Annotated in this window: 12 protein-coding genes and 4 tRNA genes; 1 reads left to right on the forward strand and 15 read right to left on the reverse strand. The window is 33.6% G+C overall.

The features are described from left to right. Positions 1-90 precede the first annotated feature (90 nt). From AC1Q8M_RS25825 to AC1Q8M_RS25880, 12 genes are all read right to left on the reverse strand, one after another. Complete coding sequence (locus AC1Q8M_RS25825; RefSeq protein WP_098855751.1) at positions 91-3,027, reverse strand: NEAT domain-containing protein; 2,937 nt, start codon at positions 3,025-3,027, stop codon at positions 91-93. A gap of 128 nt (positions 3,028-3,155) precedes the next feature. Next, a complete protein-coding gene (yhbH, locus tag AC1Q8M_RS25830) occupies positions 3,156-4,331 on the reverse strand; it encodes a sporulation protein YhbH (RefSeq protein ID WP_000503516.1) in 1,176 nt (391 codons plus the stop codon). A 452-nt stretch (positions 4,332-4,783) separates the two neighbouring features. Next, positions 4,784-6,679, reverse strand: coding sequence for a PrkA family serine protein kinase (locus tag AC1Q8M_RS25835; protein ID WP_000353273.1), 1,896 nt, complete (start codon positions 6,677-6,679; stop codon positions 4,784-4,786). 391 nt (positions 6,680-7,070) lie between these two features. Then, on the reverse strand, positions 7,071-9,140 hold the full coding sequence (locus tag AC1Q8M_RS25840; RefSeq protein WP_016513613.1) for a sensor domain-containing protein: 2,070 nt from the start codon (positions 9,138-9,140) through the stop codon (positions 7,071-7,073). A 127-nt stretch (positions 9,141-9,267) separates the two neighbouring features. After that, entirely contained in the window at positions 9,268-9,756 is a 489-nt protein-coding gene (trmL, locus tag AC1Q8M_RS25845; protein WP_000538147.1) for a tRNA (uridine(34)/cytosine(34)/5-carboxymethylaminomethyluridine(34)-2'-O)-methyltransferase TrmL, read from the reverse strand. Between the two features lie 58 nt (positions 9,757-9,814). Beyond that, entirely contained in the window at positions 9,815-10,702 is an 888-nt protein-coding gene (locus AC1Q8M_RS25850; protein WP_097925561.1) for an amidase domain-containing protein, read from the reverse strand. A gap of 44 nt (positions 10,703-10,746) precedes the next feature. After that, complete coding sequence (gene queG, locus AC1Q8M_RS25855; RefSeq protein WP_000345209.1) at positions 10,747-11,889, reverse strand: tRNA epoxyqueuosine(34) reductase QueG; 1,143 nt, start codon at positions 11,887-11,889, stop codon at positions 10,747-10,749. Positions 11,890-12,091: 202 nt separating this feature from the next. Continuing rightward, positions 12,092-12,165: transfer RNA gene (locus AC1Q8M_RS25860), tRNA-Gly, on the reverse strand. Positions 12,166-12,280: 115 nt separating this feature from the next. Then, entirely contained in the window at positions 12,281-12,931 is a 651-nt protein-coding gene (locus AC1Q8M_RS25865) for a DsbA family protein (protein ID WP_000841308.1), read from the reverse strand. Between the two features lie 187 nt (positions 12,932-13,118). After that, on the reverse strand, positions 13,119-13,895 hold the full coding sequence (locus tag AC1Q8M_RS25870; protein ID WP_000664716.1) for a transglycosylase domain-containing protein: 777 nt from the start codon (positions 13,893-13,895) through the stop codon (positions 13,119-13,121). A gap of 483 nt (positions 13,896-14,378) precedes the next feature. Continuing rightward, entirely contained in the window at positions 14,379-14,840 is a 462-nt protein-coding gene (locus tag AC1Q8M_RS25875; protein ID WP_000400463.1) for an NUDIX hydrolase, read from the reverse strand. Between the two features lie 147 nt (positions 14,841-14,987). Next, a complete protein-coding gene (locus AC1Q8M_RS25880; RefSeq protein WP_000532949.1) occupies positions 14,988-15,707 on the reverse strand; it encodes a YebC/PmpR family DNA-binding transcriptional regulator in 720 nt (239 codons plus the stop codon). A 352-nt stretch (positions 15,708-16,059) separates the two neighbouring features. Between AC1Q8M_RS25880 and AC1Q8M_RS25885 the strand changes: the two genes are divergently transcribed. Then, on the forward strand, positions 16,060-16,380 hold the full coding sequence (locus tag AC1Q8M_RS25885) for a DUF3884 family protein (RefSeq protein ID WP_097925564.1): 321 nt from the start codon (positions 16,060-16,062) through the stop codon (positions 16,378-16,380). A 185-nt stretch (positions 16,381-16,565) separates the two neighbouring features. On the opposite strand, the gene AC1Q8M_RS25890 is transcribed toward AC1Q8M_RS25885, so the two are convergent. From AC1Q8M_RS25890 to AC1Q8M_RS25900, 3 genes are all read right to left on the reverse strand, one after another. Continuing rightward, positions 16,566-16,647 (reverse strand) — tRNA-Leu (locus tag AC1Q8M_RS25890). A 10-nt stretch (positions 16,648-16,657) separates the two neighbouring features. Further along, positions 16,658-16,728: transfer RNA gene (locus tag AC1Q8M_RS25895), tRNA-Cys, on the reverse strand. A 14-nt stretch (positions 16,729-16,742) separates the two neighbouring features. Continuing rightward, positions 16,743-16,817 (reverse strand) — tRNA-Gly (locus tag AC1Q8M_RS25900). Positions 16,818-16,896 lie beyond the last annotated feature (79 nt).

Consider the following 16,896-nt stretch of genomic DNA (forward strand, 5'->3'; position numbering starts at 1 on the left):
CATAAGCATATTTCAAAATGAAATCGCCATGATAATGTCTTCTCAAAAACTCATATAATCATCTTACGTTATAATAAGATAAAACGTTTTTTATTTCTTAAATAATCTCTTTCTAAATACAAACATACTCAGTGCTGAAAGAACTAACGCTATGCCTGAAAGTAATGTTGATGTATTCTCTTGTCCACCTGTTGCTCCTAATGATTTCTTACTTTCTTCTTGCTTATTAACAGCTGGTTTATTTTCTTTCACAACTTGATTATTCACGTTTTGTTCTTGGACTACTGCTGATTGATTTACCGCGTCTTTTGAACCTTCAATTTCTTTTCCTGTTTCTTTTACCTCCGCTTTCGATCCTTCAACTCCTGTTGTTGGCTCGTCCACTTCCTCTTTCGCTTCTTCAACTTCTTTCGTTGGCTCTTTTACTTCCTCTTTCACTTCTTTTACCGGTTCTTTCACTTCTTCTTGTGTACCTTCAACTTCTTTTACCGGTTCTTTTACTTCTTCTTTCGCTTCTTCAACTTCTTTTACCGGTTCTTTCACTTCTTCTTTTGTTTCTTCAACTTCTTTTGTTGGCTCTTTTACTTCTTCTTTCACTTCTTCTTTTGTTTCTTCAACTTCTTTTACCGGCTCTTTCACTTCTTCTTTTGTTTCTTCAATTTCTTTTACCGGCTCTTTTTCTTCTTCTTTTTCCACTATATTCTGTATAACTGTTCCGTTAAACCTTATGCTAATTTCATCAGAATCTAAATCAAATTTATACACCTTTTCACCTGGGGTACTCCATTTTATTACTCCGTTATTAAACGTCCCTCCCTCACTTACCAATTGAATATTTTCAATACTTTCTCCTTCTAAATCATATACAGGAACTTGAATTTCTTCGTTTATTTTTGCATCATTTAAAATGATATTTTGTCTTCCAACATCAATTGTAAACCACTGACCTAATTGTATTAACGGCCTTACATCACGAATCTCATTTCCAGCTAAATTTAAGCTAAATAAGTTTAGCATGGAACCAATAACCGTTACATCTTTAATATGATTGTCCGCAAGATTTAACCACTGTAAATTTTCCAATGAAGATAGTGGTGTTATATCTTCAATTTGATTATGAGATACATTCACATTATTCAATTGTTTCAAGTTTGAGATGAACTCAATATTTTTCAGGCCTACTCCTTCTAAAGTGAGTTTTTCTAAGTTCGTCATGTACTCTAAACCTGTTATATTTTTTATCTCATTTCCATTTTCTTTAAGTATCTCTAATTTTTTAATCTGTAATAAATCTTCTTTTGTAATAGGAGCGTTTAAATTCTCTCTACCTAAATTCTCTTTATTAATATGTTGTTGTAAAGTTTTATCGAGAATTACATTTTCCTTTTGTTCATTATCCTCTTTTATTGTTTCCTTGATTTCGTCTAATCTTTCAACAACATTTTGAATTACTGTTCCATTAAACTTAATACGATTCTCTTCTGGCTTTATATCCAACGTAAATTCGTATGTTTTTTCACCAGTAGTCCCCCATTTAACAGAACCATTATTAACTATCCCATCTTCACTCTTCAATTGAATAGTATCAAGTGGCTCTCCTTGTAAATTATAGATAGGTATTTTAACTTCCTTATCTTTTTCTACATTATCTAAAAAGATTTTTTGTCTTTGAATATCGATATATATTCTTTTTCCTAGCTCTTGAACAGGTCTAACATCACGAATTTCATTTGAACCTAGCTTTAAATCATATAAGTCTGTTAAGTGACTAAGTGGCGTTATATCTGAAATATAGTTTTCTTCTAAATTAAGTGATTGTACAGTAGATAATCTTGATAAAGGTTCGATATTTTCTAATTCATTTTTAGCAAGATCTAACTCTACTAATTTTTTCATTGATGTAATATGTTCAATATTCGTAAGTCCATTGTTACTTAAAGATAAGTTTTTTACATTTTTCAATTGCTCAATTCCAGCAAGGTTATCATTACTAATTTGATTATTTGCCACAGTCAAAGTCCTTAAAGATTTCACTGTAAATAATGGTTTAATATCTTTTATATAATTACTATTTAAATCTAGCATTTTAATCTTCTTCATTTGGCTTAATGGGCTTAAATCTGAGATTTTATTGTTTCTCAAAGTTAAAAACTCAATATGCTCTAACTCAGCCAAAGGTCCAATATCTTCAAGTTCACCATAGGTTATACTTAATGATTTTAATTGTCTCAATTTCGAGATAAATTTTATATTTTTTAACTTAACTTCTTCCAACTTTAAGTTTTCTAAGTTCGTCATATATTCTAGACCGCTTACGTCTTGTATTCCTTTATTTTTAGCTTCAACGACTATTAAAGATTTAACTTTTAATAAATCTTCCTTAGTTATTGGGGTATCTAGATTTTCTCTATTCAAATTATATTTATTAATATGCCTTTGTAGTTGCTTATCTACTATTACATTTCCAATTTCATCTTGTTGATCCACTTTATCCTCTTTATTTTCCTTTTGTTTTTCTGGAACATTGTTCTCTAAATTCAATGTATTTACTTCAAACTGTACTTGGTACTTATTGTCATAGGCCATTGTTGGAATATAAATATGCATTCGCATATTATACCTTTTTCCTAATTCCCCTACTTCAAACTGAATCACTTTCGTTCCATTTTTCTTTTTATCTTCTGATATTACTTTCACATCATGAAACACACCTGGAGTATGAATATCCTCTGTTTTCAAGTATTGAAAGAAATCACTATCACTTAACGTTGCTGTTACAATTTTCTTTCCATTCTCAATTGTTAGTTTCGGACCCTTTATATAAACAGCTGCCATAGACTCTTCATTCGTTTTATCTTTATACGCTTTAATAACAGCGTCATATGTACCATCTTCTAAACCTTGTCCCGTTTTATTCGTCTCAATTGCTACTGCCGCTAAAGCAGGTGTTGAATAAACAGCAAACGGAAGTGATAACGTCGCCACTATAATCATTGCATTTATACGTTTTCTTTTATTTTGTTTCAACTTTACATCTCCTCTGAAATATATAATTCGAAATGTAATCATTTCTCGAATAAATGATAATGATTTTCATTATCATTGTCAACTAAAAAAATAAAAAGTTTACAAAAAAAGAACCTCTTTAAAAGAGGTTATGCCATTTTCTCACCTGATTCTTCTCTAAAAAAGCTTTTCATCGCATGAAATACGTCTGCTTTTTGCTTTAAAATATAGTATCTAAAGTTTTCATCTTTAATATTTTTATAGGCTGACATGAGTGTACTGTGGCGGTTATACTGGTTCACTTCCCCATATCCAAACATATTACATTTCTTCATTAATTCTTCCACAAGCTTTACACATCTAGCATTATCTGATGTTAAATTATCACCATCTGAAAAATGGAATGGATAAATATTATAGCGGTCTGGTGAATATTTATTATCGATTAGCTCGAGTGCTTTTTTGTATACGGAGGAGCAGATTGTTCCACCGCTTTCTCCTTTTGAAAAAAATTCTTCTTCTGTAACGACTTTCGCTTCTGTATGATGAGCAATAAATTCAATATCAACTGTTTCATACTTTGTGCGTAAAAATCTTGTCATCCAGAAAAAGAAACTACGTGCCATATACTTCTCCCACATTCCCATCGATCCACTCGTATCCATCATCGCTAACACAACAGCCTTTGAATCTGGCTTTAATACTTCATTCCAAGTACGGAACTTTAAATCTTCTTGATGAATTGGATGGAAAGATGCTTTACCACGCATCGCATTTCGTTTATATGCGGATATCATTGTTCGTTTCTTATCGATATTTCCCCATAATCCTGTTTTTCTAATGTCATTAAATTCAACATGTTCAATCCGGTTTTCATCTATTTCTTTTCTCTTTAAATTAGGCAGCTCTAACTCTCTGAAAAACGCTTGCTCTAATTCTAAAATAGAGACTTCAGCTTCATAGTAATCTTCCCCAGCTGCATCTCCTGCTCCTTGCCCTTTTCCTGGCCCTTTTTGTTTTTGACCACCTGATCCATCTCTCGCAACGACATCACCAACTTTGCTGTCACCGTTTCCTTGCCCAACATGTTTATTTTTATCATAATTGTATCTAATCTTATATTCATCTAGAGAACGAATTGGTATTTTTACAACATCCTTGCCATTAGACATAACTATACTTTCTTCTGTTACAAGATCGGGTAAATTATTCTTAATTGCCTCTTGTACTTTTTCTTGATGGCGCTGTTGGTCGTCATATCCTTTGCGATGGAGGGACCAGTTTTCCTGTGAAATCGTATAATTTGGTTGATTTTCTTCGCCCATTCCTTTCCCTCCTTACTGTAATTGTCTTCCTGTATGAACAGCAAGCTACAAATTTTGTTCTGTAATGTGCAAGCTAGAATATTTGAAAGGTAACTGCCCATAGAAAATCATCCCATAAACATTTATAACGTTTTTCATACAATACCCCGAGCATCCTAAACAAAATTTTGCCACTCACATAATAGAAAGAAATATTCAGCCACTGATAAGAAAGAAACACAATGCATTGTTGCACACATTTTTACTTTGCAACATATTGTATTGTGTTGGCTTTTTTCGTATGAATGGTTGGTTACTCTATCATATGCATATTGTAAAAATAATTGACAATAAATTCATGAAATTGCATCTTAATTTATTACATTTGGACAAGGTATGACACTTTACACACATATGAACGGATAATAAAACGCTGTCCCGCAAAATACAAGAGACAGCGTTTTGTTATCAAACTATCGGTTTAACAAGCTACCTACATAGCGTAGTAATTCATTTGCTGAAGAAGAATTATAGCCATGCTCATCAATTAAACGTGCAACAACATCATTGATTTTCTTAAGCTGATTTTCGTCCGGTGTCTTCGTTGATGTTGTAATTTTCACTATATCTTTTAAATCAGCAAATAGTTTTTTCTGAATCGCTTCACGAAGACGTTCATGTGAATTATAATCAAAGCGTTTTCCTTTACGGGCATAAGCAGAAATGCGAATTAAAATCTCTTCACGGAATGCTTTCTTAGCATTTTCTGAAATTCCAATTTGCTCTTCAATTGAGCGCATTAGTTTTTCATCTGGACTCATTTCTTCCCCTGTTAACGGATCACGTAATTTCGATTTATTGCAGTACGCCTCGACGTTATCTAAGTAATTATCCATAAGCGTCTTAGCTGATTCTTCATATGAATAAACAAACGCTTTTTGTACTTCTTTCTTCGCGATTTCATCGTATTCTTTTCTCGCTAATGAGATGAAATTCATATAACGTTCACGGTCTTCATTACTAATCGATGGATGCTGATCCAGCCCATCTTTTAAAGATCTAAGTACATCTAACGCGTTAATAGATGGTACCTCTTTTCGAATGATTGTAGACGAAATTCGGTTAATGACATAACGAGGATCAATCCCCTTCATACCTTCATCTTGATATTCGCGTTGTAATTCTTCTACATCAATCGCATTATAACCTTCTACCGTTTCTCCATCATACAAACGCATCTTTTTAATTAAATCAATATCCGGACGCTTCGGATCTTTTAAACGAGTTAAAATAGTGAACATTGCTGCAACGCGAAGTGTATGTGGTGCAATGTGAACATTCGACACATCACTTTCACGAATCATTTTTTCATAAATATGTTCTTCTTCACTTACTCGTAAATTATAAGGAACTGGCATTACAATAATTCTTGAGTGTAATGCTTCATTTTTCTTATTTGCTATAAATGAGCGATACTCTGTTTCATTCGTATGCGCTACAATTAATTCATCTGCTGAAATAAGCGCAAATCTTCCCGCTTTGAAATTCCCTTCTTGCGTAAGCGATAATAAGTGCCATAAAAACTTCTCATCGCATTTTAACATCTCTTGGAACTCCATCATTCCTCGGTTTGCCTTATTTAATTCTCCATCAAATCGATACGCACGGGGATCTGATTCTGAACCATATTCTGCAATCGTAGAAAAGTCCAGACTACCTGTTAAATCTGCAATATCCTGTGATTTTGGATCAGACGGGCTAAATGTACCAATCCCTGTACGGCGATCTTCAGAGAAGAAAATACGCTCTACAACTACATCCTCAATTCTTGATCCGTATTCTTGCTCTAAACGCATGACATTTAGTGGTGATAAATTCCCTTCAATTCTAACTCCATACTCATCAAAGAAATCATCTCGTAAATGATGTGGAATTAAATGCAGTGGATCCTCATGCATTGGGCATCCTTTAATTGCAAAAATTGCTCCGCGATCTGTTCTTGAATATGTTTCTAATCCTCGTTTCAACATCGTAACTAACGTTGATTTCCCTCCACTAACAGGACCCATTAATAATAAAATTCTTTTTCTAACATCTAATCGTTTTGCAGATGGATGAAAATATTCCTCTACAAGACGTTCTAGAGCATCCTCTAATCCAAAGAGCTGATTACTAAAGAAGTTATACTTTCTTCTACCATCAACTTCTTCAATTCCGGCATCTTTTATCATATTGTAAATGCGAGAGTGTGCTGTTTGAGCCACCCATGGTCTTTCTTTCACAAGCTCCAAATACTCCGCAAACGTACCTTCCCATTGTAAACGTTCTTCTGCTGCTCGATGCTGTTCAATCTTTTTTAGAATATCCATTATAGCTCCTCCCCCATCTCCTTGTTCAATCGGATTATTATAAAAGGTATGCTAGGATGTCCTTAAACATTCTTTAAATCAAAACGAAATATATAATAGCACGCTAAAATTCTCTCCAAAATTCAAAGAAAATTCTGTATAATATAGGTATTAACGTTTTTACACTGCTATTCATTATAAATAAATTCTTTTCTTCTAAGAACCTTACATACATTTTGGGTAATAAATAAAACTCGTGAACCGAAAAAAGTAAGGAGGATATTAGTATGAAATTATTATTAATTTTAGGTGTATCACTCACATTTCTTACAGCGATTTTTACATCCGGTTACAATGACAAACCAGGTACACATAAAAAATGATGTGCTTTTAGCACATCATTTTTTATGCATTATTTATAATACATATTTTCCATATCATATTTGGATAGTGGTCGGCTATAATAATAACCTTGTACAAGCTTCACATTCTTTTCTTTCAAAAACTGTATTTGCTCCTTTTTTTCTACTCCCTCTGCAATTACATTCAATTCTAAAGTATGAGCTAAATGAATAATTGCAGCTGTAATATTCGTATCACGTTCATCTATATGTATACCTTCCATAAAAGAACGATCAATTTTTAAAGTATCAATTGGATATGTTTTTAAGTAACTTAAAGATGAATAGCCTGTTCCAAAATCATCTAAATGAATCTTTAAATTTTGTTCTTTTAATTGTAGTAACACTCTCTTCGATATATCTTTATGTATAAGAGCTCCTTCTGTAACCTCTATCGCTAATAAATGAGCTGGTACATTGTACTTATTTAAAGCCCGTGTAATCATCTCTATTAATGTAATAGAGCGAAAGTGTCTAGCTGAAATATTAACTGCAATTGGGACCACTTCATATCCTTTATTTAACCATTCGCGCAGTTGCTGACACACTTGATTTACTACCCATTCATCGAGCTTAATAATAAATCCTGTTCTTTCTGCCAACGGAATAAATTGGTTTGGAGAAACAAATCCTAATTCCTTATTCTCCCACCTTATTAAAGCTTCCATACTAGCTATTTTTTTCGTCTCAATATTAATTTGTGGCTGATAATATAAGAAAAATTCATTTTTTTCTATAGCACGATGTAACTGGTTTTCTATTATAAACCTTTGTTCACGCTCACAGTCTAATCCACTACAATAAAAATGATAATGTCCTTTTCCTTTGTCTTTTGCTTTTTCTAAGGCAGCATCGACTCTCTGAAATAGTATTTTTTCATCTTCTCCATCTGCTGGAGCCATTACAATTCCAATTGACGCACTTAAATATACATCTTCTTTCTCAATTACAAAATATTCACTAATATTTTTCAGTATGCTTTTTGCAACTTCCTCTACACATTCTTTCGTTATATTTTCTATCAACATAACAAATTGATCATCGTGTTCTCTAAATAAGTGCATACCTTCTATTTTTAGATTGCTTAAACATTCTGTCACTTTTTGTAATACTTTATCTCCCTCTTTATGACCAAATGTATCATTAATACGATGAAACTCATCTAAATCTATAAATACAAGCGCAAAATTTATACTCTCTTTTAAAAAAGTATTTAACTTATTTGTACATGAAATTCTATTCATTAATCCTGTTAACTGGTCATAGTAAGCTAAATATTCTGTTCGCATTTCGTTTAATACTTGCCTTGTAACATCTCTCGTAACAATATACACTCCAACAATTTCACCGTTCACAATAATCGGGATAGTTCTCAAAGAAATATATAGCTCGTACCCTTCTTTATGAACATATTTCTTTGAAACAATTTGTTTTGCTTTTCCTTGCATCGATCCCTTAAATATAATTTGAAAATCTTTTTCATATTCTTTATTAATAAATTCAAAAATAAATTTATTATTTAATTCCTCATACCGGTATCCAAATATTTCATACGTTGCCGGATTTGCATATGTAACTCTCCCTATAGAATCTATAGATATAATTGAGTCATTATTATATTCCAGTAACGACTTAAATAACATTTGTTTTTCCTCTATCTCTGTCTTCTCCTCAATTTGAGCTGTAATATCTCTTGTAATACAAATAACAAATTGACATATTCCTTCTTCATCGCAGACAGGATTAAGTGAAGATTCATAATGTATCTCACCTTTTGGTAATTTGACTACATCACAAAAAGTGTGTGCTTTCGCTTCTCTCACTACTTTTTCATATTGCCTTTGCAATATCCCCGCTATATCTTTCGGTAATACTTCTGCAAAAGTTTTTCCATAGCACTCTTCGCTTAACCTAGCATAATCCATTCCTATTTTATTCACATACATATATTTAAACGTTTCATCATCAATAACTTTCAATATAAATACTAAATCTTGAATAGCATGTAATAACCCTTGTCTAATTAAATCCATATCTATCATACTTAAAAAGGTATTTTGATTACTATATTCTTCCTTCATATTTATCTCAACCCGTCTTATCTATTTTTAATCATATATCCCATTCTATATGATTATGTCCTCTCTTTTAAACGTATGATCACATATTATTTTTATTTTATAAAAAAAAGTCGCCATATGGCGACTTTTAATAAACGATTTCTAAATCTAATCCAGGGTAATTTTGTTGACGGAATGCTTCATAAATTAAAATTGCTGCTGTATTAGATAAATTTAATGAACGTACTTTATCTGTCATTGGAATACGTAAACAATGATCAAAGTTTTCTTCGATTACATTAGCTGGTAAGCCGTTTGTTTCTCTTCCAAATACAAAATAGTAATCCTTCTCGCGCTTGCTATAGTCAAACGCTGTATGAGCTTTCTCGCCATACTTCGTTAAATAGAAGAATTCACCATCTTTATTTTTTTCATAAAATTCTTCAATTGAATCATAATACGTAATTTTCACGTGCTGCCAATAATCTAATCCGGCACGCTTTAACATTTTATCATCCGTTGAAAATCCAAGCGGTCTAATCAAATGTAATTCTGTTCCAGTTGCTGCACAAGTACGAGCAATATTTCCTGTATTTGCTGGAATTTCTGGCTGATATAAAACAACATGTACTCCCACGCGATATTCACCTCTGTTTTTTGTCTACTACGTATTATACCACTTGAGCGAAAAATCTCTACCCATTAATAATATGAAAGAATTTATATTTCATTTGTGGTGTATATTTACTAGAGTCTTCATAGTTCCAATAACGTCGACGGCTATTTGCTGAATGTGCATTTACAAGCGGCATACCATCTGCATCTTTTGCTACTACAATCGTCGTATGATTCCATCTTCCGTCATCCTCGAAATCATAAGCAATTACATCTCCAAGAATAAGTTCTTCTGGCCTCTCTACCGACTCTGCTCGAAGTCCTGTTGTAGCACCTGACAAATACCAATAAAAAGAATGTGCAACAGCCCAGCTCCAACTCCACTGATTCTCCCTTTGCCACCATCCTTTACGAATATTAGGATATCCGTTCATAGGTACTTCTCCAGTATGAAGACATTGAGAAATGAAATTCGTACAATTATCAGGGAAATTACGATACATAGGATTTCGGTCATCCCACCAACGCTCTGCATATTTCACTGCCTCTAAACGATTATACTGATAAGAACCGTACTTCTCTTTCGTAATTTCCCTTTCTAATGTCTCACCCATTCTAATTTCTTCTGACACTTCAATATCATAATCGCCTATAATCCGACTATTATTTAAACAAACTCTTCGTTTTAATTGTTCCTCTTCAATATAAAATAATTCTTTATGCTTAATTAAATATTTAAAATGTATTTGATAATCAATTTCTTGATGGTCATTACTATTTAATTGTCTAATGAAAGAAACATCCGCAATTGCTTTCACTATATGTGCACTACGCCTTTGAAACAATTGTTTCTTTCTCTGTGCCATTTGTAGTAAATCCTCAGCAATACCATCCACGTCTGTTCGTTTCTCTGTGATATATGCTAAAAACTGTTGTACTTGCTTTTCAATATTCATTTTTACAGCCATTTCGTTTCCCTCCCATATTACAATATGAAAAAGGGAAATATTATCTACTCTTTTTTCTGTGCTAACAATTCAAGCCCGCGATTCATTTCATGAAGTACTTCTTCATCTTTCTCACGTTCCATCGCTTTCTCAATCGCTTCGCCTACTCCATCTCCCCCAATTTTCCCAAGTGCCCATGCTGCCGTTCCGCGCAATACCGGTCTTGGGTCATCTTTCATAACACCAATTAAATCAGGAATTGCCGATGCTTCTTTAAAATGTGCTAATGCTAAAATCGCATTTCTTTGCAGTGGCTTTTTCCCTCTCCATGACCCTGACATAATCCCATATTTCTCTTTAAAATCACGATTACTAATTGTTAAAAGTGGCGTTAATAATGGTTTAACTAGCTCAGGATCCGGCTCCATCTCAGGATGATTATGAAAATCCATTCCTTTGTTTTTCGGGCAAACAGTCTGACACGTATCACATCCATATATACGATTTCCTATTTTATCGCGATATTCTTCAGGTAGGAATCCTTTCGTCTGTGTTAAAAACGCAATACACTTCTTCGAATCTAACTGTCCCCCCTGTATTAAAGCACCTGTAGGACAAATATCGATACATTTCGTACAGCCCCCGCATTGATCTTCTATCGGCTTATCTGGCGGGAATGGAACATTTGTAATCATTTCCCCTAAGTATACGTACGAACCGAATTCAGGTGTAATAATAGCACAGTTTTTCCCACTCCAGCCAATGCCTGCACGCTCTGATACAGCTCGATCACTTAATTCACCTGTATCAACCATGGACTTCACTTCTATATCTGGAAGTTTTTCAATTAAATATGCTTCTAATTTTTGCAAACGATCTCGTAAAACAAGATGATAATCTTGTCCCCAAGAAGCACGGCAAAAAATTCCACGGCGTTCTCCACGCTTACTTAATGGTGCATTTTTTAATTTTGAAGGATATGCTAAAGCAATCGCAATAATTGATTTAGCACCCGGTAATAAAAGTTGCGGATTCGTTCTCTTCTCTATATCAGGCTCTTCAAATCCAGATTGATAATTTAATTGTTGTTGCTGGATTAAGCGCTGCTTTAATTCCTCAAAAGGAGAAGCACTCGCAAAGCCTATTTTATCTATGCCAATTGTTTTACTATACGCAATTACATCTTGCTTTAATTGTTCAAAATCCACTCTTAATCGCCTCCTCAGATGAATCCATCATCCCTTATGTAACGACTTTATTGGTTAGTAATTCACTTTTGGAATACTATTATTTACTTCTATTTTCGCATGTAATTATATTTTTCAAACATTAAAAAACGCAATGCCTCGTTTATCTCGGAAACGAAACACTGCGTTGATCACAATTTATAGAAAAACATTTAATAAAATTTGGAGCGGGTGAAGAGAATCGAACTCTCGACCAGAGCTTGGAAGGCTCTTGTTTTACCACTAAACTACACCCGCAAATATGAATTACATATAAGATATTAGAATAACTTATGTAAAGTAGTATAGCATGTTAAAAAAATAGAGGCAAGAATTTTATCGAAAAAAGTCGAAAAAGTGATGAGAGACCTCATCACTTTTTCAATTCTTTATCAATGGCCTTCTTCATACTATCGAAATCAGGGTTTGCAAGATTTCCGTTTACATATACTGAAGGAGCACCTTGAACTTTTAATTTTTGAGCACGATCTGAATCTTTACGTACTTTTTCTGTAATTTCTTTACTGTGTAAATCTTTCTTAAATTGCTCTACATCAACTTTTGGAAGTTTCTCTTTCACAATGCTAAGAAGCAAATCTTCTGTAATCCATTCTTCCGTATCTTTCTTTTGATTTTGATAAATCTCATCATAGAAAATCCAGAATGAATCTTTATCTTGTTTATAAATTGCTTCACCAGCTGCTGCACCTAAATCCGAGTCTTTTCCGATAAATGGGAAGTTAATAAAATATAACTGCACTTTGCCTTTATCAATATACTCTTCTTTTAATCGAGGTAATACTGTTACATCCCAAGTACGACAAGCAGGACATTTAAAGTCTCCAAATTCAACTACCTTAACTGGAGCATCATCTTTCCCTAAAGATTGTTGCGTGGAATAAGCAAACATCTCATTCCCTTTATCTTTTTTGTCATTTATGATGCTATACGCAATTGTTCCAATTACAATCAATACTGCGATAGAAAAAACTATACCAAGAGCCATGAGTTTATTTGATTTCATATACATTCCTCTTTAAATTCATATTCTGTATACAGCATTGTACACAATACACATAATATCAACACTTATATACGTCACGCAATGAACACGCTCACATAAATTACAAAAACACAATAATTGTGACGATATTGTGTCACAATTTGTCACAATTTATTCAAAAAAAGAAGCTCCTCTGTAGGAACTTCTCTTAACTTACTGCTTTTTTACGCGCACTATTTAACATCGACTGCTCTATTTTTATATCATGACGAATTACTAATTTCTCACTAACTGCTTGAACATACTCATCATGGCTTATATAGCCTTCTTTCTCCATTAGTCTCAACACAACATTTCGTCTCTCTACTGCTTTATCATAATTTTGGGCAGGTGAGTAATAAGCAGGTGCTTTTACTACAGCAGCCATCATTGCACTTTCAGCCAACGTTAATTGGTTCACCTTTTTACCGAAGTAAAGGTTTGCTGCTTTTTCAATTCCCCATGCTCCTTCACCATAATAAATGTTACTTACATATAATTTTAAAATTTCATCCTTCGTAAATGTGCGTTCAATTTTTTTCGTATAAAAAATCTCTTTCCACTTACGAGAAAATGTACGCTCATTAGTTAAAAAAGCATTTTTAGATAGCTGCTGTGTAATCGTGCTTCCTCCTTGCACGACACCACCAGCCTTTATATTCTCAACAGAGGCCCTAATAATTGCTATATAATCTAAACCGTTATGATGATAAAATCTTTTATCTTCTGTCGCAATAAATGCATGTGTTAATGATTCTGGCACCTCTAAATTAGCCGGTACATGTAATTTACTAATGTCACTTTTCTCAATCATTACATTTCCAATGAATAATAACGTACAACTTAACAATAATAATAATATAATGGCTTTATAAAAAAGTTTAGTCATTGGATTTAATGCAACTTTTTGATGATAGTTCACCCTAGATAATACTCGTTCTTTCATCTTGAACACCTCTTTTCCACACAGCATATAACTCTTACTTTAAGAATACATTGTTGTAAAAAAATATCCCATCGATTTCTCTTACACGTACCTTACATCATTGTAAGGTATAAAGTGAAACTTTAATCAGCCCTCACCAATCACGTTCCCGGCAAATAGCGGGGTAAAAAAGTATTGTATCACAGACCTTTTTTATCTACTATTCATCTGAAATATTGAATATAGATTATATTCAATCACGAATAACCAATAACAGAGTAAGCCTTAAGGCTATTATATTTTCACTTTATACTTTAATTATATCATCTACAAATATATGTACTTTTGAGTATCTAGTAATCTTAATGTATATAACATATACATTATACAGAACAAACGTTCTGTAAATCAATACTAACACTATTATTATTTTGACCTTTTTCTTAAACAGTATACAAAAAAGAGTAGTGATTTGAATGTATCTCAAATCAGCTACTCTTTTCTTTACAATCTTCCTATTAAATTATATGGCTGTACTTCCCACGTTTCATACGGAATACAATGTGTTGCTCTCATTGCATCAAGCGTTCTGGATTTCATATGAGGACGAGTTATATACTCATCTATGTTCTCTTCATTTAAATCAACAAATTTAGCCTCTTGTATTTCTTCAGGTTGAATTTTTATTTCGCCACTCACATATGCTACTTTAAAAACAACAGCTAGAATGTGCATAGAGGCATTATAATAAACCCCGGTAATTCCGATAGGCTTCACCGTTAACCCTGTTTCCTCTTTTATTTCCCTACAGACAGCTTGATCGAGTGCTTCTCCTTCTTCTACCTGTCCTCCTGGCATTTCCCACGTATCAGCTCGCCAGTGTACCTTTGTTAATAACACTTCATTTTTCTCATTTGTTAAATAACCTGCTACGGCAACTATATGCTTTGGTGTCTTATGTTCCATACTAAGCCTCCTAGAAATAATGGTTATTTCATATATCCCTATAAGCATATTCCCTATCTACACCAAAATACCTTTAATAATTCATCACCTTAATTAACTTCATAAAAAAAGCCCCTATTCGTTAAACGAAAAGGGGCTTTCATCGTATTACTCTCCTAAGTCTACGTTGTGGTAAACTTGTTGTACATCTTCTAAATCTTCTAATGCATCAACCATTTTCTCAAATTGTACTTGAGCATCTTCAGGAAGTGTAACATCACTTTGTGCAAGCATTGTTAATTCTGCAACTGTAAATTCTTCAACACCAGCACCTTTAAGTGCAGATTGTACTGAATGGAATTGATCTGGTTCAGCATACACGATAACAGCATCTTCTTCTTCTAGAATGTCACGTGCATCTACATCTGCTTCCATTAAAATTTCAAGAACTTCATCTGATGTTTTACCTTCAAGGCCGATAACAGCTGTCGCATCAAACATGTAAGCTACAGAACCGTTTACACCCATGTTACCACTGTTTTTGCTAAATGCAGCTCGTACATCTGCTGCAGTACGGTTTACGTTATTTGTAAGTGTATCTACAATAACCATAGCTCCATTTGGTCCAAATCCTTCATAACGAAGCTCGTCATAATTTTCCTCTGAACCGCCTTTTGCTTTTTCAACTGCACGATCAATAATTGTTCTTGGTACATTGTATGTTTTCGCACGTTCTAATACGACTCTAAGCGCTTGATTTGATTCTGGATCTGGCTCGCCTTGTTTTGCCGCCACATAAATTTCACGTCCAAATTTCGCGTATATACGGCTTGTATTTGCATCTTTTGATGCTTTTTTGTCTTTAATATTGTTCCATTTACGGCCCATACTTTCCACTCTCTTTCTCGTTTTAAATCTACATAAAAATATTAATATGAAATATAATGTGTGTTCAACACATTTTTAAAAGAAATATAAAAAGTTCATTTTTGATTCATATTACAGACATAATATAAATCACTATCATTTTGTTCTTTCGACAAGTTATATTATACATGAATTCCTAAGTTTATTACGAATTTTAGCATCACATAATATAATTTAACAAAAAAGACTCTAACATTTCTATTAGAGTCTTTTTATATTGCAGATACCGATTTCCATAATATCCCCATAATTACTTTCTATTGTTGTACAATAAAAATAGGGAAAAATTTGAAGAAAAGGTAGAGGGGGAATTATGACACATTCAAATGAGAAAAAATTACATGCTTTTAAAGGAATAGGAGAGAAGTTAAACCCAACTATCTATCAAGTAAGATTCATGAAATTAGATGAACCAATCCAATTTGAGGCGTTTCCTGAATTGAAGGAATTAGGGGACTGGTTGAGTACTTCAACGCACATGTGGTCGTGCCACTCAACTATGTACAAATACAACAGAGAAAAGTTTGAAAAGAAGTTTTTAGAAATTACGAAATTAACAGCTGATCATGTACTAATATCTACTGGTGGTGTCGGATTTAACTTCATGTCACCCGGGTGGAGAAATTCTCTCTAGAGTGCTCGAAGGGCATATTATAGAATACCGCAATTAAAAGGATAAAATTGAATGTTTGTTTTTATCCTTTTAATGTTTCGCAGTTTACTCACCGTACACTTTTTGTGCTTATTTTGTCATGTAATGAAAAGAAAACACAAAAAAACTCTATACTAATTGTATAGAGTTTTTTACGACGTTCATGATACCGATGGTCGGGGTCGAACCGACACTCCCGAAGGAACACGATTTTGAGTCGTGCGCGTCTGCCAATTCCGCCACATCGGCACAAAAGAAAAGGCGGCAACCGGATTTGAACCGGTGATAAAGGTTTTGCAGACCTCTGCCTTACCACTTGGCTATGCCGCCATATTAAATTTTATTGGAGCGGAAGACGGGATTCGAACCCGCGACCCCAACCTTGGCAAGGTTGTATTCTACCACTGAACTACTTCCGCAAAAATGGCTGGGCTAGCTGGATTCGAACCAGCGCATGACGGAGTCAAAGTCCGTTGCCTTACCGCTTGGCTATAGCCC

It is taken from the genome of Bacillus sp. GW823-FHT06A10 (genome assembly GCF_058795375.1).

Excerpts from the sequence above, each read along its gene's own strand:
- AC1Q8M_RS25865 (WP_000841308.1), bottom strand. The coding sequence starts at position 12,931 with ATGAAATCAAATAAACTCATGGCTCTTGGTATAGTTTTTTCTATCGCA.
- AC1Q8M_RS25875 (WP_000400463.1), bottom strand. The coding sequence starts at position 14,840 with ATGGAACATAAGACACCAAAGCATATAGTTGCCGTAGCAGGTTATTTA.
- yhbH (WP_000503516.1), bottom strand. The coding sequence starts at position 4,331 with ATGGGCGAAGAAAATCAACCAAATTATACGATTTCACAGGAAAACTGG.
- AC1Q8M_RS25870 (WP_000664716.1), bottom strand. The coding sequence starts at position 13,895 with ATGAAAGAACGAGTATTATCTAGGGTGAACTATCATCAAAAAGTTGCA.
- AC1Q8M_RS25850 (WP_097925561.1), bottom strand. The coding sequence starts at position 10,702 with ATGGCTGTAAAAATGAATATTGAAAAGCAAGTACAACAGTTTTTAGCA.
- AC1Q8M_RS25885 (WP_097925564.1), top strand. The coding sequence starts at position 16,060 with ATGACACATTCAAATGAGAAAAAATTACATGCTTTTAAAGGAATAGGA.
- AC1Q8M_RS25840 (WP_016513613.1), bottom strand. The coding sequence starts at position 9,140 with ATGAAGGAAGAATATAGTAATCAAAATACCTTTTTAAGTATGATAGAT.
- AC1Q8M_RS25880 (WP_000532949.1), bottom strand. The coding sequence starts at position 15,707 with ATGGGCCGTAAATGGAACAATATTAAAGACAAAAAAGCATCAAAAGAT.
- AC1Q8M_RS25835 (WP_000353273.1), bottom strand. The coding sequence starts at position 6,679 with ATGGATATTCTAAAAAAGATTGAACAGCATCGAGCAGCAGAAGAACGT.